The sequence below is a fragment of the Haloechinothrix aidingensis genome, assembly GCF_013450155.1.
Lineage (GTDB): Bacteria > Actinomycetota > Actinomycetes > Mycobacteriales > Pseudonocardiaceae > Haloechinothrix > Haloechinothrix aidingensis.
Genome location: NZ_JACCKD010000005.1, coordinates 288,901 through 311,598 on the forward strand (window position 1 = coordinate 288,901; position 22,698 = coordinate 311,598).

At 69.5% G+C, this 22,698-nt stretch carries 22 protein-coding genes; 14 read left to right on the plus strand and 8 right to left on the minus strand.

Going from position 1 to position 22,698, the window contains the following annotated elements:
• Positions 1 to 69 precede the first annotated feature (69 nt).
• Genes H0B56_RS15630 through H0B56_RS15640 form a run of 3 tightly spaced genes read left to right on the plus strand, consistent with a single transcriptional unit; the run spans position 70 to position 3,300 of the window.
• On the plus strand, positions 70 to 1,062 hold the full coding sequence (locus tag H0B56_RS15630) for a Zn-ribbon domain-containing OB-fold protein (RefSeq protein WP_343063915.1): 993 nt from the start codon (positions 70 to 72) through the stop codon (positions 1,060 to 1,062).
• A gap of 19 nt (positions 1,063 to 1,081) precedes the next feature.
• Positions 1,082 to 2,137: a thiolase domain-containing protein gene (locus tag H0B56_RS15635; protein WP_180893794.1), complete on the plus strand. Its 1,056-nt coding sequence runs from the start codon at positions 1,082 to 1,084 to the stop codon at positions 2,135 to 2,137.
• Complete coding sequence (locus tag H0B56_RS15640; RefSeq protein WP_180893795.1) at positions 2,134 to 3,300, plus strand: thiolase domain-containing protein; 1,167 nt, start codon at positions 2,134 to 2,136, stop codon at positions 3,298 to 3,300. Before H0B56_RS15635 ends, H0B56_RS15640 begins: the two co-directional genes overlap by 4 nt.
• Positions 3,301 to 3,391: 91 nt before the next feature.
• On the opposite strand, the gene H0B56_RS15645 is transcribed toward H0B56_RS15640, so the two are convergent.
• Entirely contained in the window at positions 3,392 to 4,618 is a 1,227-nt protein-coding gene (locus tag H0B56_RS15645) for a cytochrome P450 (protein ID WP_180893796.1), read from the minus strand.
• Positions 4,619 to 4,880: 262 nt separating this feature from the next.
• On the opposite strand from H0B56_RS15645, the gene H0B56_RS15650 reads away from it, so the two are divergent.
• Entirely contained in the window at positions 4,881 to 6,041 is a 1,161-nt protein-coding gene (locus H0B56_RS15650; protein ID WP_180893797.1) for a steroid 3-ketoacyl-CoA thiolase, read from the plus strand.
• Positions 6,042 to 6,114: 73 nt separating this feature from the next.
• On the opposite strand, the gene H0B56_RS15655 is transcribed toward H0B56_RS15650, so the two are convergent.
• Together H0B56_RS15655 and H0B56_RS15660 are read right to left on the minus strand one after the other, a co-directional pair.
• Positions 6,115 to 7,020, minus strand: coding sequence for an SDR family oxidoreductase (locus tag H0B56_RS15655; protein WP_180893798.1), 906 nt, complete (start codon positions 7,018 to 7,020; stop codon positions 6,115 to 6,117).
• Between the two features lie 9 nt (positions 7,021 to 7,029).
• Entirely contained in the window at positions 7,030 to 7,830 is an 801-nt protein-coding gene (locus H0B56_RS15660) for an SDR family oxidoreductase (protein ID WP_180893799.1), read from the minus strand.
• Positions 7,831 to 7,949: 119 nt separating this feature from the next.
• Between H0B56_RS15660 and H0B56_RS15665 the strand changes: the two genes are divergently transcribed.
• The 5 genes from H0B56_RS15665 (at position 7,950) to H0B56_RS15685 (ending at position 11,842) form a co-directional block, all read left to right on the plus strand.
• Positions 7,950 to 8,720 (plus strand): enoyl-CoA hydratase family protein, encoded by a 771-nt coding sequence (locus H0B56_RS15665; RefSeq protein ID WP_180893800.1) that lies wholly within the window; start codon positions 7,950 to 7,952, stop codon positions 8,718 to 8,720.
• Positions 8,717 to 9,586, plus strand: a complete 870-nt coding sequence (locus H0B56_RS15670; RefSeq protein ID WP_180893801.1) for a CoA transferase subunit A — start codon at positions 8,717 to 8,719, stop codon at positions 9,584 to 9,586. Before H0B56_RS15665 ends, H0B56_RS15670 begins: the two co-directional genes overlap by 4 nt.
• A complete protein-coding gene (locus tag H0B56_RS15675; protein WP_180893802.1) occupies positions 9,583 to 10,329 on the plus strand; it encodes a CoA-transferase subunit beta in 747 nt (248 codons plus the stop codon). The genes H0B56_RS15670 and H0B56_RS15675 overlap by 4 nt, the downstream gene beginning before the upstream one ends.
• Positions 10,326 to 11,402 (plus strand): NAD(P)H-dependent flavin oxidoreductase, encoded by a 1,077-nt coding sequence (locus H0B56_RS15680; protein ID WP_425484537.1) that lies wholly within the window; start codon positions 10,326 to 10,328, stop codon positions 11,400 to 11,402. Before H0B56_RS15675 ends, H0B56_RS15680 begins: the two co-directional genes overlap by 4 nt.
• An 86-nt stretch (positions 11,403 to 11,488) precedes the next feature.
• Positions 11,489 to 11,842, plus strand: a complete 354-nt coding sequence (locus tag H0B56_RS15685; RefSeq protein WP_180893803.1) for an MmcQ/YjbR family DNA-binding protein — start codon at positions 11,489 to 11,491, stop codon at positions 11,840 to 11,842.
• Positions 11,843 to 11,921: 79 nt separating this feature from the next.
• Here the strand turns inward: H0B56_RS15685 and H0B56_RS15690 are convergent, their stop codons facing one another.
• From H0B56_RS15690 to H0B56_RS15705, 4 genes are all read right to left on the minus strand, one after another.
• On the minus strand, positions 11,922 to 13,070 hold the full coding sequence (locus H0B56_RS15690; protein WP_180893804.1) for an acetyl-CoA C-acetyltransferase: 1,149 nt from the start codon (positions 13,068 to 13,070) through the stop codon (positions 11,922 to 11,924).
• 12 nt (positions 13,071 to 13,082) lie between these two features.
• On the minus strand, positions 13,083 to 13,730 hold the full coding sequence (locus H0B56_RS15695; RefSeq protein ID WP_180893805.1) for a TetR/AcrR family transcriptional regulator: 648 nt from the start codon (positions 13,728 to 13,730) through the stop codon (positions 13,083 to 13,085).
• Between the two features lie 20 nt (positions 13,731 to 13,750).
• Positions 13,751 to 14,533, minus strand: coding sequence for an SDR family oxidoreductase (locus H0B56_RS15700; RefSeq protein WP_180893806.1), 783 nt, complete (start codon positions 14,531 to 14,533; stop codon positions 13,751 to 13,753).
• A gap of 153 nt (positions 14,534 to 14,686) precedes the next feature.
• Positions 14,687 to 15,859 carry an acyl-CoA dehydrogenase family protein gene (locus H0B56_RS15705; protein ID WP_180893807.1) on the minus strand — a complete coding sequence of 391 codons (1,173 nt, stop codon included), beginning with the start codon at positions 15,857 to 15,859 and terminating at the stop codon, positions 14,687 to 14,689.
• Between the two features lie 81 nt (positions 15,860 to 15,940).
• Here H0B56_RS15705 and H0B56_RS15710 point away from each other — a divergent pair, with 81 nt between their 5' ends.
• From H0B56_RS15710 to H0B56_RS15730, 5 genes are read left to right on the plus strand one after another with little or no spacing between them, the layout of a single operon-like run.
• Positions 15,941 to 17,599, plus strand: a complete 1,659-nt coding sequence (locus H0B56_RS15710) for a FadD3 family acyl-CoA ligase (protein WP_343063916.1) — start codon at positions 15,941 to 15,943, stop codon at positions 17,597 to 17,599.
• On the plus strand, positions 17,596 to 18,453 hold the full coding sequence (locus tag H0B56_RS15715) for an enoyl-CoA hydratase (RefSeq protein ID WP_180893808.1): 858 nt from the start codon (positions 17,596 to 17,598) through the stop codon (positions 18,451 to 18,453). Before H0B56_RS15710 ends, H0B56_RS15715 begins: the two co-directional genes overlap by 4 nt.
• Positions 18,454 to 18,456: 3 nt before the next feature.
• The gene (locus H0B56_RS15720; RefSeq protein ID WP_180893809.1) at positions 18,457 to 19,641 is read left to right on the plus strand and encodes an acyl-CoA dehydrogenase family protein; all 1,185 of its coding nucleotides are present in this window, start codon (positions 18,457 to 18,459) and stop codon (positions 19,639 to 19,641) included.
• Positions 19,638 to 20,654, plus strand: coding sequence for an acyl-CoA dehydrogenase family protein (locus H0B56_RS15725; protein WP_180893810.1), 1,017 nt, complete (start codon positions 19,638 to 19,640; stop codon positions 20,652 to 20,654). Before H0B56_RS15720 ends, H0B56_RS15725 begins: the two co-directional genes overlap by 4 nt.
• A complete protein-coding gene (locus tag H0B56_RS15730; RefSeq protein WP_180893811.1) occupies positions 20,654 to 21,754 on the plus strand; it encodes an acyl-CoA dehydrogenase family protein in 1,101 nt (366 codons plus the stop codon). The genes H0B56_RS15725 and H0B56_RS15730 overlap by 1 nt, the downstream gene beginning before the upstream one ends.
• 38 nt (positions 21,755 to 21,792) lie before the next feature.
• On the opposite strand, the gene H0B56_RS15735 is transcribed toward H0B56_RS15730, so the two are convergent.
• Positions 21,793 to 22,521, minus strand: a complete 729-nt coding sequence (locus H0B56_RS15735) for a S1 family peptidase (RefSeq protein ID WP_180893812.1) — start codon at positions 22,519 to 22,521, stop codon at positions 21,793 to 21,795.
• Positions 22,522 to 22,698: the final 177 nt, after the last annotated feature.

Here is a 22,698-nt window from a genome sequence, read left to right on the forward strand (position 1 = left end):
TCACTACGGGTCAGTACCTACGCGCGCCCGCCACTTGCTCCCATTTCGAGAACATGTTTCACTCTGAGTGTGATCACAGAAGAGACTCCACTGCACGCACCGCTGGAGATCGGGTTCGACTACACCCGCTCGCTCGGGCCTGTTCTCACGCACTTCATGACCCAGCTCGCCAACCGGCGCATCACCGGCATCCGCGGCTCGGACGGCCGCGTGCATGTCCCGCCGGTCGAGTACGACCCCCACACGGCCGAGGCGCTGACCGAGTTCGTCGATGTCTCCGACGTCGGCACCGTACGCACCTGGTCCTGGGTGTCCCACCCGGTCGAGGGCCAGCCCATCCAGCGTCCCTTCGCCTGGGCCCTGATCACCCTGGACGGGGCGGACACCGCGCTGCTGCACGCCGTCGACGTGAACTCCACCGAGCAGATCCACACCGGTATGCGCGTGCGGGTCCGCTGGGCGGACGAGCCCATCGGGCACATCACCGACATCGCCTACTTCGTGCCCGCCGACGCGGGCGAGGAGCGAGGCGACGCCCCGACACCACCGCGTCCGCCTGCGACCGAGCGCGCCGAGGACGGCGCGGTCAGCACCGTGATCACACCGATCCGGCTGGACTACACCCACTCGGTCTCACCGGAGGAGAGCCGGTACCTGCGCGCGCTGGCCGAAGGCCGCATGCTCGGGCAACGGTGCCCGGAGTGCGAGAAGGTCTACATCCCACCGCGTGGCGCCTGCCCGACCGACGGGGTACCGACCACCACCGAGGTGGAGCTGCCCGACACCGGCATCGTCACGACGTTCTGCATCGTCAACGTCCCCTTCCTCGGGCAGCGCATCCAACCCCCGTACGTCACGGCCTACATCCTGCTCGACGGCGCGGACATCCCGTTCCTGCATCTCGTGCTCGGCTGCGAGGCCGACGAGGTGCGGATGGGCATGCGCGTGCGAGCCGCCTGGAAGCCACGCGAGGAGTGGGAGACGTCCCTGCAGAACGTCGACCACTTCGAGCCGACAGGGGAGCCGGACGCCCCGTACGACTCGTACGCCCACCATCTCTAGCCCACCCGGAGAAACGATCATGAGCAACGTCGCCGTCGTGGGGTTCGCGCAAGCACCCAACGTGCGCAACACGCAGGGTACGACGAACGGGGTCGAGATGCTCGTCCCCACCCTGGCCGAGGCATTCGAGCAGACCGGCCTGACCAAGTCGGACATCGGGTTCTGGTGTTCCGGATCCTCCGACTACCTGGCAGGCCGGGCCTTCTCGTTCATCTCGGCCGTCGACGCCATCGGCGCCTTCCCCCCGATCAACGAGTCCCACGTCGAGATGGACGCCGCCTGGGCGCTGTACGAGGCATGGGTGAAGATCCTCACCGGTGAGGTCGACACCGCGCTGGTGTACGGCTTCGGCAAGTCCTCGGCAGGCACCCTGCGCCGCGTGCTGTCGCTGCAGCTCGATCCGTACGTCACAGGTCCCCTGTGGCCCGACTCGATCAGCATCGCGGGGCTGCAGGCACGTATGGGCCTGGAGTCCGGCCGGTGGACCGAGGAGGCCATGGCCGAGGTCGCCGCGCGCAGCCTCGCCGACGCCACGACGAACGAGCACGCGCAGCGTTCCGGCGACGCCGGCGTCGCCGAGCTGCTCGCCAACCCGGTGGTAGCCGATCCGCTGCGCGCGCACGACATCGCCCCCGTCACCGACGGGGCCTCGGTGGTCGTACTCGCCACGGCGGAACGCGCCCGCGAGATCGTCGACCGTCCGGCGATGATCACCGGGTTCGAGCACCGGGTGGACTCGCCGTCGCTCGGCTCGAGGGACCTGACCGACTCCCCGTCCACTCGCGCGGCGGGCGCGTCCGCGGGCACCGACGGCGTCGAGCTCGCCGAGCTGCACGCGCCGTTCACCCACCAGGAGCTGATCCTGCGCGAAGCGCTCGGGCTGGACTCCGGCGTCCGCGTCAACCCCTCCGGCGGTGCGCTGGCCGCGAACCCGATGTTCGCCGCCGGACTCACCCGGATCGGCGAGGCCGCCAAACAGATCATCGACGGCACGGCAGGCAAGGTCCTCGCGCACGCCACGAGCGGGCCGGCGCTGCAGCAGAACCTTGTCACGGTAATGGAGGGCATCCGATGACCAAGCAGCGAGCAGCCGTACTCGGCACGGGGCAGACCCACCACACCACCAAGCGCACCGACGTGTCGATGCCGGGCCTGCTGCGGGAGGCCGTCGACCGCGCGATGCGCGACGCCCAGGTCGACTGGTCCGACATCGACGCGGTCGTGCTGGGCAAGGCACCGGACCTGTTCGAGGGTGTCATGATGCCGGAGCTGTTCCTCGCGGACGCGCTCGGCGCGAGCGGCAAGCCGCTGCTGCGGGTGCACACGGCGGGTTCCGTCGGCGGGTCCACCTCTCTCGTGGCGGCCAGCCTCGTGCAGTCCGGGGTGCACCGCCGGGTGCTGACCGTGGCCTACGAGAAGCAGTCCGAGTCCAACGCGATGTGGGCGCTGTCCATCGCCCCGCCGTTCTCCATGCCGGTCGGCGCGGGTGCGGGGGGCTACTTCGCCCCGCACGTGCGCTCCTACATCCGGCGCACCGACGCCCCCGACCACATCGGGGCCCTCGTGGCGGTGAAGGACCGGCGCAACGGCGCCCTCAACCCCTACGCCCACCTGCGGCAGGAGGACATCACCTTCGATTCCGTTCGCGCCTCGCAGATGCTGTGGGACCCGATCCGCTACGACGAGACCTGCCCGTCCTCGGACGGGGCGTGCGCGATGGTGCTGGGTGACGAGGCGGCAGGCGATGCGGTCGACGGCGGCGCGGCGTGGCTGCACGGCACCGCGATGCGTACCGAGCCGACCACGTTCGCTGGCAGGGACCAGGTGAACCCCCAGGCAGGCAAGGACGCCGCTGCCGCCCTCTGGAAGTCGGCGGGCATCACCGATCCCCTCTCCGAGATCGACGTCGCCGAGCTGTACGTGCCGTTCTCCTGGTTCGAGCCGATGTGGCTGGAGAACCTGGGTTTCACCGAGGAGGGCTCTGGCTGGAAGCTCACCGAGTCCGGTGCGACGGCGCTCGACGGCACGCTGCCGGTGAACCCGTCAGGGGGTGTGCTCTGCACCAACCCCATCGGAGCGTCCGGCATGCTGCGCTGCGCGGAGGCTGCCAAGCAGGTCATGGGTCGTGCCGGTGACTACCAGGTCGACGGCGCCCGCAAGGCCGTCGGTCACGCCTACGGTGGCGGTTCCCAGTACTTCGCGATGTGGCTCGTCGGAGCGGACAAGCCCGAAAACTAAAGCGTGTTGGGCGTGCGGACACCCCGTGTTGGGCGACGGCTCGGTCTAGTTGCCCAACACGGGGTGTTTACACGCCCAACACGCCAGGGGTTTACGAGTAGGCGACCTGGTAGTGCTTGATGCCGTTGAGCCAGCCGGACCGTAGCCGGACGGGCTCGGAGACCTCCCGGATGTCGGGCATCTCGTCGGCGATCGCGTTGAACATCAGATCGATCTCCAGGCGGGCAAGGTTGGCACCGAGGCAGTAGTGCGTCCCCGTCCCACCGAAGCCGACATGCGGGTTCGGGTCCCGCATGATGTCGAACTTCATGGGCTCGTCGAAGGCGTCCTCGTCGAAGTTGGCCGAGCTGTAGAACATGCCTACGCGCTGGCCCGCCTTGATCTGCTGACCCCCGAGCTCGGTATCGGCGGTGGCTGTGCGCTGGAAGACCATCACCGGCGTCGCCCAGCGGACGATCTCGTCGGCAGCCGTCTTCGGGCGCTGCTCCTTGAACAGCTCCCACTGCTCCGGATGCTCCAGGAAGGCCTTCATCCCGTGCGTGATCGCGTTGCGCGTCGTCTCGTTGCCCGCGACGGCCAGCAGGATGACGAAGAAGCCGAACTCGTCCTGGTCGAGCGACTCGCCGTCGATATCGGCGTTGACCAGCTTGGTCACGATGTCGTCGACCGGGCACGCCTGGCGTTCGGCGGACATGTTCGCCGCGTAACCCAGGATCTCGGTGGAGGCGTTGACCGGATCGATCTCGTACTCGGGGTCGTCGTAGCTGATCATCTCGTTGGACCACTCGAAGATCTTGCCCCGATCCTCCTGGGGCACCCCGAGCAGCTCGGCGATGGCCTGCAGCGGCAGCTCGCACGCGACCTGCTCGACGAAGTCACCGCTGCCCTGCTTCTTCGCTTCCTGCACGATCGCGCGCGCCCGGTTGTTGAGGGCCTCCCGGAGACTCTCCACAGCCCGCGGGGTGAACCCCTTCGACACGATCCGGCGCGCCTTGGTGTGCTGCGGCGGATCCATGTTGACCATCATGGCGCGCTGCAGCTCGATCTCCTCGCGCGAGATGTCGCCGTTGAAGCGGATCACCGCGGTGTTCTCCCACGAGGAGAACAGCTCCGGATTCTTGGAGATCTGTTTGATGTCCTCCAGCTTGGTAACGACCCAGTACCCGCCGTCGTCGAAACCGCTCACGCCCGCAGGCTGCGGATTCCACCACACCGGCGCCGTGCGCCGCAGCTCGGCGAACTCCTCGAGGGGGATCCGCTGGGTGTACAGGTCGGGGTCGGTGAAGTCGAAGTTCGCGGGTATCGACGGCGTTGCCACGGCTACCTCCTACGGGGTCGCGCTGCACCTGAAGCAGCCCATACTCAGCATGAATGGAACACGTTCTACCACGATTGAAGCACACGCGCCCGGCAAAGTGAAGACGTGGAGTGAAACCCGTTAACTCGACCAAGATCGCCTGCCATCACCCCTGCCAGGGCAGCTCGACAACAGCCTCACCGCGGGGCGCGACCGAACGGCATTGCCGAAAGAGAGAACATGTTCTAATTTTGAGAGTAGTCGACATTCCGGGAGGAAACCTGTGGGTAATCCAATGATCGTCGGAGCTGTCCGCACGCCGATCGGCAAGCGCGGCGGATGGCTGGCCGGCCTGCATCCCGCCGAGCTCCTCGGCGCGGCCCAGCGCGCGCTCCTCGACCGCACCGGGATCGACCCGGTCCACGTCGAGCAGGTCATCGGCGGTGCCGTTACCCAGGCCGGGGAGCAAGCCGGCAACACCACGCGCACGGCGTGGCTGCACAACGGCCTTCCCGAGACGTGCGGGGCCACCACGATCGACGCCCAGTGCGGATCGGCGCAGCAGGCCACCCACCTGGTCGCCGGACTGATCGCGACGGACGCCATCGACGTGGGTATCGCCTGCGGGGTTGAGGCGATGAGCAGGGTGCCACTCGGCGCCAACCGCGGCAGCGGGGTCGGCCAGCCGCGGCCCGACTCGTGGGCCATCGACATGCCCGACCAGTTCACCGCCGCCGAGCGTATCGCCGCACGCCGGGGGATCAGCAGGGAGGACATCGACGAGTTCGGGGCGAACTCGCAGCTCAAGGCGGGTGCCGCGTGGTCGCGCGGGCTCTTCGAAGCCGAGATCAGCCCGGTCAAGGCCCCGGTACTCGCGGACGGCGAGCCCACGGGTGAGACGCAGGTCGTCTCCCGCGACCAGGGTCTCCGCGAGACCAGCAAGGAGTCGCTCGCGCAGCTCAAGCCGGTCCTCGAGGGCGGCGTGCACACGGCCGGGACCTCCTCCCAGGTCTCCGACGGCGCGTCCGCGGTGCTGCTCATGGACTCGGACAAGGCACGTGAACTGGGCATCGTCCCGAGGGCACGCATCGTCTCGCAGGCGCTGATCGGCGCCGAGCCGTACTACCACCTGGACGGCCCGATCGCGGCGACGGAACGGGTCCTCGACCGTGCCGGGATGACCATCGGCGACCCGGACCTGTTCGAGATCAACGAAGCGTTCGCCTCGGTCGTGCTGTCCTGGCAGAGCGTGCACCAACCGGATCCGGCCAAGGTCAACGTCAACGGCGGCGCCATCGCACTCGGCCACCCGGTCGGCAGCACCGGCACCCGCCTGATCACCACCGCGCTGCACGAGCTGGAGCGCACCGGAAAGGCCACCGCCCTGATCTCCATGTGCGCAGGCGGGGCCATGTCCACGGCCACCATCATCGAACGCGTGTGATGTGCTGAATGACGCTTTCGGCCCGCCTGGCGGGCCGAAAGCGTCATTCAGCACAACTCGGCACGACGCCGGGTCAGGTGCCGTAGACCGGTTCCGGGTCCGCTCCCTCCGCGATGAGCTCGGCCACCACCGGGCCGAGCTCGGCAGGCTCCCAGCGAGCACCCTTGTCCCGCGCCGGGCCGTGGTTCCATCCCTCGGCCAGCGACACGGTGCCGCCCTCCACCTCGAAAACACGCCCGGTGACGTCGCCCGACTCACCGCTGCCGAGCCAGACGACCAGCGGGGAGATGTTCTCCGCGGCCATCGCGTCGAACCCGGACTCGGGCGCGGCCATGTCGTCGGCGAACGCCTGCTCGGTCATGCGCGTGCGCGCGGACGGGGCGATCGCGTTCACCGTCACCCCGTACCGGGCGAACTCGGCCGCGGCCACGACCGTCAGCCCGCAGATCCCCGCCTTGGCAGCAGAGTAGTTGCCCTGACCGATGCTACCGAGCAGCCCCGCCCCGGAACTGGTGTTGATGATCCGGGCATCCGGCTGCCTGCCTGCCTTGCTCTCCGCCCGCCAGTGCGCCGCGGCGTGCCGCATCGTAGCGAAATGCCCCTTCAGGTGCACCCGGATCACCGCGTCCCAGTCCTGCTCGTCCAGGTTGACCAGCATCCGGTCGCGCAGGAACCCCGCGTTGTTCACCAGCACGTCGAGCCGCCCGTAGGTGTCCAGCGCCGTGGAGATGAGGTTGCTCGCCCCCTGCCAGTCCGCCACGTCGTCGGTATTGGCCACGGCCTTGCCGCCCAGCGCCTCGATCTCGTCGACGACCTGCTGCGCCGGACCGACGGACTCCCCTTGCCCGTCGAGCGCCACGCCCACGTCGTTGACGACCACCGTGGCGCCTTCCCGCGCGAACGCCAGCGCGTGCGCCCGTCCGATGCCCCGGCCGGCACCCGTCACGATGGCGACCCTGCCGTCGGTGATTCCGCTCATACTCGCTCCTCAGTGTGCTTGCTGCTGCTTGTCGGCTACGTGGGCAGTCGCCGCGTCGAGAAACGCCGGGCGTTCCCCGCCCCCGTGTACGGTCAGCGTCGCGCCGCTGACGTAGGACGCCAGTGGCGAGGCCAGGAACGCGGCACACTGCCCGATCTCCTCCGGCTCCGCCAGCCGTCCCAACGGGACGGTCGATCCCACCGCGGCGACCCCGTCGGAGTCCCCGTAGTGCAGCTCGGCCTGCTCGGTGCGCACCATCCCGACGTCGAGCGCGTTCACCCGTACCTTCGGCGCCCACTCGACGGCCAGGCTGGCTGTCAGGTTGTCGAGTCCTGCCTTGGCGGCCCCGTAAGCCGCAGTACCCGGTGACGGACGCGTGCCGCTGACGCTGCTGATGTTGACGATCACGCCGCCGGCCTCCTGGCCGTCCATCACGGCGTGCGCGCGCTGCGCGGCGCGTAACGGAGCCAGCAGGTTCAGCTCGACGACCTTGTCGTGGAACCGTGTCGACGCCGTGGCCGCCTCTGCGAAGGGGGCGCCTCCGGCGTTGTTGACCAGCACGTCCAACCGCCCGTAACGCTCCACGATCCCGGTGACGAGCTGGTCGATCTGCTCAGGATCGCGGATGTCGCAGCTGCGGAAGTCCGCGCTCGCGCCGTCGGCGGTGACCGGCTGCTCCGGAACGGAGCGCGCGCAGGTCACCACCGTCGCTCCCGCCCGGAGGAACGTCCGCACGATACCGGCGCCCACCCCGCGGGCACCGCCCGTCACCAGCGTTACTGCTCCCTCCAGGTCCAGCGACAGCGCCATCGGCCCGCCTCCTCGCGTGTCGTACTCCGGCCGACTACGGGCTGTCCCGATCGGCATGACCCTGATAACGTACCAAGCAAGTGTTAGGTTCGGTAGGTGTGGACAGGCCGGAGGCTGATATGTCGTCACCCGTAAGCGTCGTCGAGGCGGAACCGCATGTGCGGGTCGTCACGGTGCACGCACCACCGGTGAACGCCCTGACCGTGCAGGGCTGGTTCGATCTCGCCGAGGAGATCACGGCCGCAGGCAGGGATCCCGGCTGCCACGTCGTCGTGCTGCGTGCCGAGGGCCGCGGGTTCAACGCAGGCGTGGACATCAAGGAGGTCCAGGCAAGCGACGGTTACTCGGCACTCATCGGCGCCAACCACGGTTGTGCGGCCGCGTTCTCGGCGGTCTACGAGTGCGAGGTACCCGTCATCGCCTCCGTGCACGGGCACTGCCTCGGCGGCGGTATCGGGCTGGCCGGCAATGCCGACGTCATCGTGGCCTCCGAGGACGCCACGTTCGGTCTGCCCGAAGTAGACAGAGGGGCGCTTGGCGCGGCGACCCATCTCGCCAGGCTCGTCCCCCAGCACCTGATGCGCACGCTCTACTACACGGCGAGCACCGTCACGGCACAGCAACTGCATCACTTCGGGTCGGTGTTCCGGGTCGTGTCGCGGGAGGAGCTCGACGAGGCCGCGATGGTACTGGCGCGCGACATCGCCGCGAAGGACACGCGGGTGATCCGGAAGGCCAAGGAAGCCATCAACGGCATCGATCCCCAGCAGGTGCACCACAGCTACCGCTTCGAGCAAGGATTCACCTTCGAGCTCAACCTGGCGGGCGTCTCCGACTCCGCCCGCGAGGAGTTCCTCGGCTCGGCACACTCCAACCAGGAGCAAGGATGATCGACAAACGCATGACCGCGGACGAGGTGGTCGCCGAACTCCGCGACGGGATGACCATCGGCATCGGGGGATGGGGATCACGCCGCAAGCCGATGGCGCTGGTCAGGGCGATACTGCGCTCGAACCTCCGTGATCTCACGGTGGTCTCCTACGGCGGGCCCGACGTCGGCCTGCTCGCCTCGGCAGGCAAGATCCGCAGGCTCGTCTTCGGCTTCGTCACCCTCGACTCGATCCCGTTCGACCCGCATTTCGCCGCGGCCCGGCAGGACGGGCGGATCGAGGTCACCGAGTACGACGAGGGAATGTTCCACGCCGGGTTGAGCGCGGCCGTGAAACGCCTGCCGTTCCTGCCCATCCGCGCGGGACTCGGATCCGATGTGGTCACGGTGAACCCCGGGCTGCGCACCGTGCGGTCGCCGTACTCCGACGGCGAGGAACTGCTCGCCGTTCCCCCGCTACGGCTGGACGCCGCGCTGGTGCACCTCAACAGGGCCGATATGCACGGCAACGCGCAGTACCTCGGACCGGACCCGTACTTCGACGACGACTTCGCTCTCGCCGCGGACCGGTGCTTCGTCAGTACGGAGCGGGTCGTGGACACCGCCGAGCTCACCGCGGAAGGGCCGGTGCAGTCGTTGCTGTTGAGCCGCTCCGCGGTCACCGGCGTCGTACAGGCCCCGCACGGGGCGCACTTCACCTCGGCCGCCCCCGACTACGGGCGCGACGAGCGCTTCCAGCGCCACTACGCCGCCTCCGCGAAGGACCCGGAGGAATGGCCACGCTTCGTCGACAGGTTCCTCTCCGGGGACGAGGAGCGCTACCAGGCCGAGGTCACCAGGTTCACCAGCGAGGAGGCCGCCGTATGAGTGAGGCGACACGCGCCGAGATCGCGATCGTGGCCTGCGCGGAGCTGTTCCGGGGCGACGGGGAGGTCGTGGCGAGCCCGATGGGGCTCGTGCCCGCTATCGGAGCGCGGCTGGCCCGCATGACCTTCGAGCCCGGCCTGCTGATGACCGACGGGGAGGCTTACCTCGTCGCGGGAACGCCGGGAGAGGCCACCACGATCGAGGGGTGGCAGCCGTTCAAGAAGATGCTCGACACGGTCGTCCCGAACGGGAAGCGGCACGTGGTCATGGGCACCAACCAGCTCGACAGGTTCGGCAACCAGAACATCTCGGCGATCGGCCCGCACTCCCGGCCCGACCGGCAGCTGCTCGGCGTGCGGGGCGCGCCGGGCAACACCGTCAACCACCGCACGAGCTACTGGGTACCCAAACACAGCACGCGCGTGTTCACCTCGGAGGTGGATGTGGTCTCCGGGGTGGGCTACGACCGGGCATCCGCGGGCGGCCCGGCCGCGTCCCGGTATCACGACCTGCACCGCGTGGTCACCAACCTCGGCGTCTGCGACTTCGACACCCCGACACGCAGCATGCGGCTCGCCTCGGTGCATCCCGGCGTCACCGTGGACGAGGTCGTCGACAACACCTCGTTCGAGCTGGACACCTCGGCGGTGACGGAGACGCGGCTGCCCACGGATGAGGAGCTCCGCCTGATCCGTGACGTGCTCGACCCCGACGCCACGCGAGACAAGGAAGTGCGCGCATGACAACGGGGCCACGACTGCGCACCGCGCTGACCGAGCTGGTCGGCATCGAACATCCGGTCGTGCAGACCGGTATGGGCTGGGTCGCGGGCCCGCGCCTGGTCTCGGCCACGGCCAGGGCAGGCGGCCTCGGGATCCTGGCCTCGGCGACCATGAGCTACGACGAGCTCGCCGCGGCGATCAGCGAGGTCAAGCAGCGCACCAGCGCCCCGTTCGGGGTGAACCTGCGGGCCGACGCCGAGGACGCCCAGCAGCGGATCGAGCTGCTCATCTCGGAGGGCGTGCGGGTAGCCTCGTTCGCGCTCGCCCCGCGCAAGGAGATGATCGCCCAGCTCAAGGAGGCCGGGGTCGTGGTCGTCCCCTCGGTCGGGGCCGCGCGGCACGCCGCGAAGGTCGCGTCCTGGGGAGCGGACGCGGTGATCGTCCAGGGCGGCGAGGGAGGCGGGCACACCGGCGATGTGGCGACCACGCTGCTGCTGCCGTCCGTACTCGACGCCGTGGATATCCCGGTCGTGGCCGCGGGCGGCTTCTACGACGGCCGTGGGCTCGCCGCGGCGCTGTCCTACGGCGCGGCGGGTGTCGCCATGGGAACGCGGTTCCTGCTGACCAAGGAAAGCACCGTGCCGGACGACGTGAAACGCGCCTACCTCGAGCGTGGGCTCGCCGACACGGTGGTGACGCGGAAGGTGGACGGGATGCCGCACCGCGTGCTGCGCACCGAGCTGGTGTCCACCCTCGAACGCACCGGCAGGCTGCGGGGACTCGTGCACGCCGCGCGCAACACGGTGCGGTTCCGCAAGATGACCGGTGTGTCGTGGCGCGCCCTGATCAGCGAAGGGCTCGCGATGAAACGCGGCGGCGAGCGCAGCTGGTCGCAGCTGATGATGGCGGCGAACACCCCGATGCTGCTGCGTGCCGGTCTGGTCGAGGGCGACACCGGCGCCGGGGTACTCGCCTCCGGCCAGGTGGTCGGCATGCTCGACGAGCTACCGGCCGTCGCCGAGCTGATCGACGACATCGTCGAGCATGCCGAGCGCCGCCTCGATGAGCTGAACAAGCTCCGCACGAGCGACTGACACCTCGACGAGGTTCGCGCGCGACCGACGCGGCGGGATCGGGCTGCCCTGCCGGCGATCCCGCCGTACCGCCGTATCCTCGCGGTATGGTCACACCTGACGAGCTCGCCTCGCTGTGCCGCGCGTTTCCGGGTGCGCGCGAGGAGTTCCCGTTCGACGACAAGCACTCCGTGTTCAAGGTGGGCGGGAAGATCTTCGCCATCACCGCACTGGACGGCGACCCACTCGAGGTCAGCCTCAAGTGCGAACCGGCACTGGCCGAACAGCTCCGGGTCTCCTATCCCGCCATCCGGCCCGGCTACCACCTGAACAAGCGGCACTGGAACACCGTCACGATCGACGGCTCGGTCCCGGACCGGTTGCTGCGCGACATGATCGAGGACTCCTACGACCTCGTGGTCGACTCGCTGCCGAAGGCACGGCGCCCTGCCCCGCCGTGAGGTGTGCTGAATGACGCTTTCAGTCCACCTGCCGGACCGAAAGCGTCATTCAACCCCTCAAGTGGACTGAAAGCGTCATTCAGCGTTCGATGATGGTGACGTTGGCGGTGCCGCCGCCTTCGCACATCGTCTGCAGCCCGTAGCGACCGCCGCGGCGCTCCAGCTCGTGCAGCATCGTGGCGAACAGCTTCGTACCCGTCGCCCCGATCGGGTGCCCCAGCGCGATGGCGCCGCCGTTGACGTTCACCCTGTCCGGCTCGGCACCGGTCTCGGCCATCCACGCCAGCACGACGCTGGCGAACGCCTCGTTCACCTCGAACACGTCGATGTCGGAGACCGACAGCCCCGCCTTCCGCAGGGCCCGCTGCGTGGCGGGGATAGGACCGGTAAGCATCCACACCGGATCCGCGGCGGCCACCGAGATGTGCCGGACACGCGCCCGTACCGGCAGCCCGTGCTCTGTGGCGAACCGCTCGGACGTGACCAGCGCGGCACTGGCAGCGTCGCTGATCTGGCTCGCTGTCGCCGCGGTGATCCGTGAGCCCTCGCTCAGCGGTTCCAGCGCGGCCATCTTCTCCAGCGAGGTCCCCTTCCTGGGACACTCGTCCACCGTGACGTCGCCGTAGGGAAGCAGCTCGGCGTCGAACCGGCCGGAGTCGATCGCCGCGAGCGCGCGCTCGTGGCTGGCAAGGGCGAAGCGCTCCATGGCCTCACGCGACAGGTCCCACTTCTCGGCGATCATGTCGGCGCTGCGGAACTGGGACACCTCGGAGTCACCGTAGCGCGCCCGCCAGCCCTGTGCACCGGAGAACGGGTCGTCGAACCCGTACTGCTGGCCGGCGAGCATGGCCGCGCTGATCGGGATCTGGCTCATGTTCTGCACACCGGCCGCGACCACGGCATCGGCTGTCCCGGACAGCACCGCCTGCGCGGCGAAGTGCACCGCCTGCTGGCTGGAACCGCACTGGCGGTCCACCGTCACACCCGGCACATGCTCGGGAAGTCCCGCTGCCAGCCACGCGGTACGCGCGATGTTGCCTGCCTGCGAGCCGAGGGTGTCGGTGCACCCCATCACGACGTCATCGACCAGGTCGGCGTCCACCCCGGTCCGTTCCACGAGGCCGGAAAGCACGTGCGCGCCGAGATCGGCGGAATGCGCCGCACTCAACCCGCCACCGCGCTTGCCACCCGGCGTCCGCACCGCATCGACGATCACTGCATCAGTCACGACAACCACTCCTTAACCGGCACTCTTCCTCGCGGGCCGCCTGCCGCGGCGCGCGGCGATCCCGTCCAGCACGATCCCCAGGTACTCGTCGGCGATGTCGTCGGCGGACAGCGACCCGGCAGGCTTGTACCAGTGCACGGCGACCCACACGGTGTCCCGGATGAACCGGTAGGTCAGCTCCACATCCAGGTCCGCGCGGAACGCCCCGGTGCGCACGCCTTCGGAGAGGATGGAGGTCCACAGCTCGTGGAACTCGGCATTGCGCTCGGCGAGGTAGGCGAACCGGGGGAACTGCACCAGGTACTTGGCCTCGTTCTGGAAGATCGCCACCTCGTCGTGGTGGTTGTGCACGGCCTCGAACGACGTCGCCACCACGGCCTCGAGGGTCTTCCTCGGCCCCAGGTCCCGCGCGACGATCTCGCGGTACGTGCCGAACAGCTCGTCGAGGAACGAGCGCAGGATCTCATCGGCCATCGACTCCTTGGAGTCGAAATGGTGATACAAGCTACCCGAGAGGATCCCGGCCTCCTCGGCGATGTCCCGCACCGTCGTGGACTTGAAACCGCGCTCGGCGAACAGCCTTCCGGCGAGAGCGAGCAACTCCGCCCTGCGGCTCGAGCTGCCGTGGCCCGAATCGGCCGTCTGCTTGGTACTGCTCATCTGGTCCTCACAGATCACGGTCAGGGATGCTGGCTGCTCACCGAAACCACCTCGCCGGTGAGGTAGGAGGCGTAGTCGCTGGCAAGGAACACCATTACATTCGCCACCTCCCACGGCCGCGCCGCCCTGCCGAAGACCTCCCGCTGCTCGAGCTCCCCGAGCAGCTCCTCACCCGCGACCTTCGCCAGGAAGGGATGCGTCGCCAAGCTCGGTGCCACCGCGTTGACGCGGATACCGTGCTCGGCGACATCCACCGCTGCGCACCGCGTCAGCCCCATCACCCCCGCCTTCGCCGCGGCGTAGTGGGACTGCTCCGCCTGGGCGCGCCAGCCGACGACCGAGGAGTTGTTCACCACGGCACCACCCCCGCCCTGGGCGATGAACTGGCGCAGCGCGGCCCTCGTCGCGCGGAAGGTCCCGTCCAGCGTGATGTCGAGCACGCGGGACCACTCGTCGTCGGTCATATCCACAATGGATGTCGAGCCGCCGAGACCGGCGTTGTTGATCATCACGTCGATCCGGCCGAAACGCTCCACCGCCCCGGAGATGAGGGTGTCGACCTGCTCGGTGTCGGTGACGTCGCAGGCGGTGGCGTGCACCCGGTCACCGTGGTCGGTGGCCAGCTCGTCGAGCTTCTCCGCGAGCCTCCGCTCGTGCCAGTCGCTGATGACGACCCGGGCGCCTTCCTCGAGGCAGCGAGCCGCGACGGCGGAACCGATCCCGGTACCCGCCGCGGCCGTCACCACGACGACCTTGTCCGCGAGCAGATCCTTACCGTGCGGATACGGCGGGATGGTGGTCACTGGCGTACCTCCTGAACTGTCGGTTCCCTGTGTCCCCCTGCCGGTTCCAGCCACGCTGCGCTCCTCGCCCCGCTACGATGCTCACGTGGCTTTCATCGCCACCCCAGCCCGGTCGATTCCCACCACGCTGCGCTCCTCGCCCCGCTACGATGCTCACGTGGCTTTCATCTCCCTTGGTAAGCCCAGTACGCGTTCCGCGATGACGTTGCGCTGAACCTCGTTCGAGCCGCCGTAGATGGTGTCGGCCCTGCTGAACAGGTACAGCCGCTGCCACTCGTCCAGGTCGTACGGCTCGCCGCGGGTGACCAGCGAGGCCGCCCCCCGCACCCGCATGGCCAGCTCACCGAGCGCGCGGTGCCAGTTGGCCCACAGCAGCTTCGAGACCTCGGCCGTACCCGTCCGCGCGTCCCCGAGCGTGCGCAGCGCGTGCGCCCGCATGACGTCGAGCTCCACCCAGGCGCGCGCGAGATCCGCCCGGATCGCCGGGTCGTCGATGGCGCCGTTCCCGCGCGCCAGCTCCGTCAGCTCGGCAAGCTCGCGCCGGAACCCGATCTGCTGCCCGAGGGTGGCGACACCCCGCTCGAACGCGAGCGTGCCCATGGCCACGCGCCACCCCTGACCTTCCTGGCCGACGACCATGTCCGCGGGTGTGCGCGCTCCCTCGAAGAAGACCTCGTTGAACTCCGATGTCCCGGTGAGCTGGTTGATCGGGCGCACATCGACACCCGGCTGGTCCATCGGCACGAGCAGGTAGCTCAGCCCGGCATGCCTGCGCGACCCCGGCTCCGTCCTGGCGAGCACGAAACACCAGTCCGCGACGTGCGCCAGCGACGTCCACACCTTCTGGCCGGTGACCACCCACTCGTCCCCTTCCCGGGTGGCCGTGGTGGACACCGCGGCGAGATCGGATCCCGCGTCGGGCTCGGAGTACCCCTGGCACCACAGCTCCGTCACGTCGCGGATCGGGGGAAGGAACCGCTCCTGCTGCTCGGCCGTGCCGTACGCGATCAGCGTCGGGCCGAGCAGCTCCTGCCCGAGGTGGCTCACCTTCCCCGGCGCCTGCGCACGCGCGTACTCCTCGTGGAAGATGACCTGCTTGTCCAGCGGGAGGCCCGCGCCGCCGTGCTCGACCGGCCAGCTCAGGCAGCTCCACCCCGCCTCGGCGAGGTGCTTCTCCCAGCTGACGCGCTCGTCGAACGCCTCGTGCTCCCTGCCCGGGCCACCGAGACCGCGCAGCCCGGCGAACCGCCCGGAGAGGTTGTCCTCGAGCCAGTCCCGAACCCGAGCACGGAACCGCTCGTTCGACTCGACTCCGTGCTCACCCACGGGATCCTCCCTACGACTCTGGCCAAACCGGCGGAAGCTACGTACGCTAGACTACCAAGCACTTGCTAGGGAGGTGAAGAGGTGAGTTCGCCCGACGACACGAGGTCGGCCACAATCCCAGACGCACTCGTCACGGCAGCGCACCGGTTCGGTGACCGGGAGGCGGTTGTCGACGGCGACACCCGCTTGACCTACAACGAACTGCACCAGCGGGTCCGCGACTGCGCGCGGCTGTTCATCGCCAACGGTATCCGGGAAGGCGACCGGGTGGCTGTCTGCTCACCGAACACCCACCACTGGGTGGAGGCAGCGCTCGGCGCCCTGTACGCGGGAGCCACCCTCGTCCCGATCAACACCCGTTTCACCGGCGCGGAGATCCTCGACATCGTCCGGCGCAGCGAGGCGACCGCGCTGGTCGTCGCGGGACCGTTCCTCGGGACGGACCGCCTCGCCGCGCTGCGCGAGGCGGCCGCGCACGACGGCGACACCGGCTCCAGCACGGACGGCCCGGTGCCCGGCATCCCGACGCTGCGTACCGTGCTGCGCGTCCCGCTGGGCGAAGGCCTCCCGGAGGACCCCGCCGTACTGGACTGGGCGGACATCCCCGGGTACGCGGTTCGCGTCGGCAGCGGCGAGCTGGACACGCGCCTGGCACACGCGAACCCGGACGAGCCGAGCGACATCCTGTTCACGTCCGGCACGACCGGGCGAAGCAAGGGAGCCATGAGCTCGCACGCGCAGTCGCTCGGCGTCGCCGGGGCATGGGCGCAACTCGGCGGGCTCACCGAACGGGACCGCTACCTGGTGATCAACCCGTTCTTCCACAGCTTCGGCTACAAGGCGGGCATCCTCGCCGCCATCCTGCGCGGCGCCACGATGATCCCGCACACAACCTTCGATGCCGAAGCGGCATTCGCCGCCATCGAGTCGGAACGCGTCACCGTCCTTCCCGGAGCACCCACGATCTACCAGGTGATGCTGGATCATCCCAAGCGAGGCGACTTCGACCTCTCCAGCCTCCGGCTCGCGGTGACGGGCGCAGCGACCGTTCCGGTGGTGCTGGTCGAGCGGATGCGTGACGAGCTCGGCTTCGACTGCGTACTCACCGCGTACGGGCTCACCGAGGCGGCGGTCGCCACCATGTGCCGCCCCTCGGACAAACCGGAGGTCATCGCCACGACCTGCGGCAAGGCCGCGGCGGGCTTCGAGGTCACCACGATCACCACGGACGGTTCCGGCACCCCGACACCACCCGGCGAGCCCGGCGAGGTCCTGCTGCGCGGGCCCAATGTGATGCTCGGGTACCTCGACGACCCGGAGGAGACGGCGCGCGCGATCGACCCGGACGGGTGGCTGCACACCGGCGATGTCGGGGTGCTCGACAAGCACGGCTACCTGACGATCACCGACCGGATCAAGGACATGTACGTCTCCGGCGGGTTCAACGTCTACCCGGCCGAAGTGGAGCAGGCACTGGCCGGACTGGACGGCGTATCCGAGTCCGCGGTGATCGGCGTTCCCGACGACCGGCTCGGCGAGGTGGGCAAGGCCTACATCCTGCCGAAGCAGGAACACGGGGTGTCCGAGTCGGACGTCATCGAGCACTGCAAGGCACTGCTGGCGAACTACAAGGTGCCACGCCAGGTCGAGTTCGTCACCGAGTTCCCCCGCAACGCGACGGGCAAGATTCTCAAGCGGGTCCTACGGGAGCAAGCGACGGCCACGAAGGAGCAGGCATGAGTACAACCGACGACGAGGTGGTCCGCTACGAGCGTCGCGGCAGGACCGCGGTCGTCACGATGAACCGTCCCGAGTACCGCAACGCCCAGAACTCCGCGATGACCTACGCGCTCGACGCGGCGTTCCAGCGGGCCGTGGACGACGACGAGGTCAAGGTCATCGTGCTTGCCGGGGAGGGCAAGCACTTCAGCGCAGGGCACGACATCGGCACTCCCGGTCGCGACGTGGACACCTCGTTCGACCGCACGGCGGTGCTGTGGTGGGACCACGTCGGCAAGGAAGGCGGCGACAAGCGCTTCGCCCGCGAGGCGGAGGTCTACCTCGGCATGTGCCGGCGCTGGCGGGAGATCCCCAAACCGACCATCGCGAGCGTGCAGGGTGCCTGCATCGCGGGCGCGCTGATGCTCGCCTGGACCTGCGACATGATCGTCGCCACCGAGGACGCGTTCTTCTCCGACCCGGTGGTACGGATGGGTATCCCGGGCGTCGAGTACTTCGCCCACCCGTGGGTTCTCGGCCCCCGCGCGGCCAAGGAGGTGCTGTTCACCGGGGAGCGCTTCAGCGCGGCCCAGGCCAAGGAGTGGGGCATGGTGAACCGGGTCGTGCCCGCGGATGAGCTCGAGTCCCACACCCAGGCGCTCGCCGAGCAGGTCGCCGAGATGCCGGGCTTCGGCCTCGCGCTCACCAAGAAGGCTGTCAACCAGGCAGAGGACCTGATGGGGATGCGCAGCGGGATGGACTCGGTGTTCGGGCTGCATCACTTCGCGCACGCGCACAACGCCGAGGTCCACGGCGGCGACTCGCTCGGCGGGCAGGATGCCAGGTCTATGGCCTCCGATAAGCGAAAGGAATAGCTTGTGGATCTCGAGTTCGACGAGGCCACCCTGGCGTTCCGCGAGCAGGTACGGGACTGGCTCGCCACGAACGTCCCCGAGCGTCCGCTCGAGTCGTTCAACACCGCACGCGGTTTCGAGCAGCACCGCGCCTGGGAGGCGAAGCTGGCCGACGCGGGCTACGCGGCCGTGGCGTGGCCGGCGGCCTACGGCGGGCGCGACGCCTCGCTGCTGGAGTGGCTGGTCTTCGAGGAGGAGTACTACGCAGCGGGCGCCCCGGCCAGGGTCAACCAGAACGGCATCTTCATGCTCGCGCCGACCCTGTTCTCGCACGGTACCGAGGAGCAGCGGGCACGCATCCTTCCGGAGATGGCCCGCTCCGACCGGGTGTGGGCGCAGGCCTGGTCCGAACCGGACGCCGGCAGCGACATCGCCGCGCTGCGCAGCACAGCCACCCGGACCGAAGGCGGCTGGCTGCTGTCCGGGCAGAAGACCTGGAGCTCGCGGGCCGCGTTCGCGGACTCCGCGTTCGGGTTGTTCCGCAGCGAACCGGACAGCGAGCGGCACAAGGGCCTGACGTACCTGATGTTCGACCTGGACGCCGAGGGTGTGCAGGTCCGCCCGATCGCACAGCTCGACGGGGAGTACGGGTTCGCGGAGATCTTCCTGGACAACGTCTTCGTCCCGGACTCCGACGTGCTCGGCGAGCCGAATGACGGCTGGCGTGTCGCGATGACCACGGCCAACAACGAGCGCGGGCTCTCCCTGCGCAGCCCCGGCCGGTTCCTCGCATCGGCCGAGCGTCTGGTCGACCTGTGGTGCCGCGAGGGCGACCCGACCGACACCGCCCTCGGGGAGCGGGTGGCCGACGCCTGGATCGGTGCGCGTGCCTACCAGCTGTACACGTTCAACACCGTCTCCCGGCTCGCCGAGGGTGGCGAGCTCGGTCCGGAGTCGAGCGTGAACAAGCTGTACTGGTCCCACCTGGACGTCGCGCTGCACGAGACGGCGCTCGACCTGCTCGGGCCGAGCGCCGAGCTCACCGGGGAGTCCGCTCCCGACACGGGCCGGTGGAGCTCGGGGTACCTGTTCTCCCTCGCCGGACCGATCTACGGCGGGACGGACCAGATCCAGCGGAACATCGTCGCCGAGCGCCTGCTCGGGCTTCCCAGAGAGAGCACTGCGAGCAAGAACCGAGGTGCCACATGAGATTCGCGCTGTCCCGCGAGCAGCTTGACTTCTCCCGCAGCATCGGCGCGCTCCTCGCCGAGGCCGACACTCCCGGCGTGATACGCGCCTGGGGAAGCGGTAAGCACGAGACGGGCCTGACGCTGTGGCAGCGCCTTGCCGAGCTCGGCGTCACCGCGCTCGCCGTCCCCGAGCGCCACGGCGGGCTCGGCGCGGACGCGGTGGACCTCGTGGTCGCGCTGGACGCTCTCGGCTACCACGCCGTTCCGGGACCGGTCACCGAGTCGGTCGCGACCGTGCCCGCGCTGCTCGGCGAGTGCGGGGAGATCGACCAGGCCGCTACGTGGCTTCCCGCCCTGGCCTCGGGGACGAGCATCGCGACGCTGGCCGCGGCGCCGGACGCCCCGTACGCGCTCGACGCCGATATCGCCGACATCCGGCTGTGCGTGGCCGACGGCGTGCTCTACGAGTTCGACCGGCCGGCGGACGCTCCGCTGTCGTCAGTAGACGTTTCGCGCAGGTTGTTCGCGGTCGACTCGCCGGCACGGAGCGAGATCGCTGCGGTGATGCTCGCGATCCACCGGACCCTCCCGGTCGCCGCGCTCGCCACGGCCGCCCAGCTGCTCGGCGCCGGCAGGCGGCTGCTCGAGGAGAGCGTGGACTACGCCAAGCAGCGGTTCCAGTACGGCAAGGCGATCGGGCAGTACCAGGCGATCAAGCACATGCTCGCCGATGTCGCCACCCAGCTGGAGCTGGCCAGGCCGCTGCTGTTCGGCGCGGCGGTCGCCATCGACTCCGCAAGCCCCGACGCGAGCCGGGATGTCTCCGCCGCGCGCGTGGCCACGGCAGACGCCGCCTACCAGGCGGCACGCACCGCCCTGCAGGTACACGGCGCCATCGGTTACACGGCCGAACACGACATCGGCCTGTGGCTGACCAGGGTCCGCGCGCTGACCTCGGCCTGGGGTACCCAGGCCACGCACAGGTCGAGGGTGCTCGGCGAGCTGGCCTCCGGCGCGGGAAGGGCGAGCTGATGCCGGGTACGACCGACGAGCAGGAGGAGCTGGCACGGACCATCCGGAGTGTACTCGAACGTGAGCCGGGCCCGGACCGGCTCACGTCACAGGCGGCGCCGTCGCATGGCTACGACGCCAAGCTCTGGTCGGTGCTGTGCGAGCAGGTCGGCGTGGCGGCGCTCGCCGTCCCGGAACGTTTCGACGGCCTCGGTGCCGGCGTGCGCGAGCTTCAGGTGGCCGCGGAGGAGCTCGGCAAGGACCTCACACCGAACCCGCTGCTGGGCTCGGCGGCACTGGCCACCCGGGCACTGCTGGAGTCCGGCGACGAGCAGGCGTGCGAGCGGATCCTCCCCCGGATCGCGACAGGGGAGGCGCTCGCGACGCTCGCCTGGGCAGGCGCGGACGGGAGGTGGGACCCGGACGAACCCGCATGCACCGCCCGGCAGGACGGGGCACAGCACGCGCTGGACGGCACCGCACACTACGTGCTCGACGGCGATCTCGCCGACGTACTCGTGGTGGCGGCCGCACATGCCGGCTCCGTGGCGCTGTTCGAGGTCGACCCGGGCCAGGGTGCTGTCACCAGGGAGCACACGCCTGCGATGGACCAGGAACGCAGGCTCGCGACCGTCTCCCTGCACGGGGCGCGCGGTACGCGGCTGGCCGGGGCCGACGGTGCGACGGCCCTGCGCCGCGCCCGGGACACCGCGTGCGCGGTGCTCGCTGCCGAGCAGGCGGGAGCCGCGGCGCGGGCACTCGAGGTGACGGTGGAGTACACCAAGAACCGGGTCCAGTTCGGCAGGCCGATCGGGAGCTTCCAGGCGTTGAAGCACCGCATGGCGGACATGCACGTGCTCGTCGAGACCGCGCGCTCGGTGAGCTACGCGGCAGGCGAGGCGATCGACGCGGGCAGCGAGGAGGCCGAGCAGGCCGTACTCGCCGCCACCGTGCACTGCTCGGACGCGCTGTCGCGAGTGGCCTCCGAGATGATCCAGCTGCACGGCGGGATCGCCATCACCTGGGAGCACGACGCGCACCGCTACTTCAAGCGCGCGCACTCCTCGGCGCAGCTGTTCGGCCAGCCGCACGAGCATCTGGAACGGCTGCTACGTGTGTGACGGCCGCCCCTCGGGCGACCGTCACGCACGCGGGATGTTCACACGCCGGAGACCGACCTGATCCAGTCGCGGTACTCGATCACACTGGTGTAGGCGGTACGCGAGCGCCGGTCGCTCGTGGACGCCACACCGACCTGGACGTCGTCGTTGAACATGGGACCACCGGAGTCACCGCCCGCGGGGATCCCGTCCCCTCGCTGGGCGCAGATCGCCGTGCCCCAGCCCGCATCCCGGCAGTTCGTGGACGTGACGTCGACGTTGGCGTATTTCAGGTACCGGGACTGGCACTCCCGCTCGGGCCGGTCCGTGCAGGTCGCGCCCCAGCCGTAGACCTGTGCCGTGTCGCCGACACGCACATCACCGGACGAGTCGGCCAGCTCGGCATACGCTGTGTCGACCGGCCGGTCCAGCTCCACGAGCGCGATGTCCGCGAAGTAGTGCGTGTGGATATCGACGCCCGTGGCCATCGTGCCGCCGGAATGCTGGTCCGTGCTGCCGATACGGAAGGTGTGCTCGCCCCGGCCGACGCAGTGGTCGGCCGTCAGGATCCAGGTCGGCGCGATGATCGACGCGCTGCACCGCTCGTCGCCGTCGACGAACATGCGCGCGGCCCACGGCGCCTCGTCGGCGTACCCACCATCGATGATCAACGGTTCCGCCCCGGCGGGTGTCGCCTCCGGGGCCGAGGCCGCGGCCGCTACGGGGCCAGCGGCGAGAAGGGCGAGGCTCGCCGCGGTAGCGGCGAGAGCCAGCCGGATCTTTCTCATCGGTATCACTCGCTCCTGTGGCGTTGCGCCACGATCGGCAGACAAGGTACCGATCAAGCTTCACTCGTTCGAGTGGGAACGAACTACCGTCGAACGTCGGCACGTGGCACGACGATGGGCGGGAATCCGGCCGGAGACCCGCGCCGTAGCGCGCCGTCCCGGCGGCGGGTGGGAGCC

Coding starts and splice junctions, on each gene's coding strand:
- H0B56_RS15635 (WP_180893794.1), top strand. CDS start 1,082: ATGAGCAACGTCGCCGTCGTGGGGTTCGCGCAAGCACCCAACGTGCGC.
- H0B56_RS15640 (WP_180893795.1), top strand. CDS start 2,134: ATGACCAAGCAGCGAGCAGCCGTACTCGGCACGGGGCAGACCCACCAC.
- H0B56_RS15655 (WP_180893798.1), bottom strand. CDS start 7,020: ATGAGCGGAATCACCGACGGCAGGGTCGCCATCGTGACGGGTGCCGGC.
- H0B56_RS15660 (WP_180893799.1), bottom strand. CDS start 7,830: ATGGCGCTGTCGCTGGACCTGGAGGGAGCAGTAACGCTGGTGACGGGC.
- H0B56_RS15665 (WP_180893800.1), top strand. CDS start 7,950: ATGTCGTCACCCGTAAGCGTCGTCGAGGCGGAACCGCATGTGCGGGTC.
- H0B56_RS15670 (WP_180893801.1), top strand. CDS start 8,717: ATGATCGACAAACGCATGACCGCGGACGAGGTGGTCGCCGAACTCCGC.
- H0B56_RS15675 (WP_180893802.1), top strand. CDS start 9,583: ATGAGTGAGGCGACACGCGCCGAGATCGCGATCGTGGCCTGCGCGGAG.
- H0B56_RS15680 (WP_425484537.1), top strand. CDS start 10,326: ATGACAACGGGGCCACGACTGCGCACCGCGCTGACCGAGCTGGTCGGC.
- H0B56_RS15685 (WP_180893803.1), top strand. CDS start 11,489: ATGGTCACACCTGACGAGCTCGCCTCGCTGTGCCGCGCGTTTCCGGGT.
- H0B56_RS15695 (WP_180893805.1), bottom strand. CDS start 13,730: ATGAGCAGTACCAAGCAGACGGCCGATTCGGGCCACGGCAGCTCGAGC.
- H0B56_RS15715 (WP_180893808.1), top strand. CDS start 17,596: ATGAGTACAACCGACGACGAGGTGGTCCGCTACGAGCGTCGCGGCAGG.
- H0B56_RS15725 (WP_180893810.1), top strand. CDS start 19,638: ATGAGATTCGCGCTGTCCCGCGAGCAGCTTGACTTCTCCCGCAGCATC.
- H0B56_RS15730 (WP_180893811.1), top strand. CDS start 20,654: ATGCCGGGTACGACCGACGAGCAGGAGGAGCTGGCACGGACCATCCGG.
- H0B56_RS15735 (WP_180893812.1), bottom strand. CDS start 22,521: ATGAGAAAGATCCGGCTGGCTCTCGCCGCTACCGCGGCGAGCCTCGCC.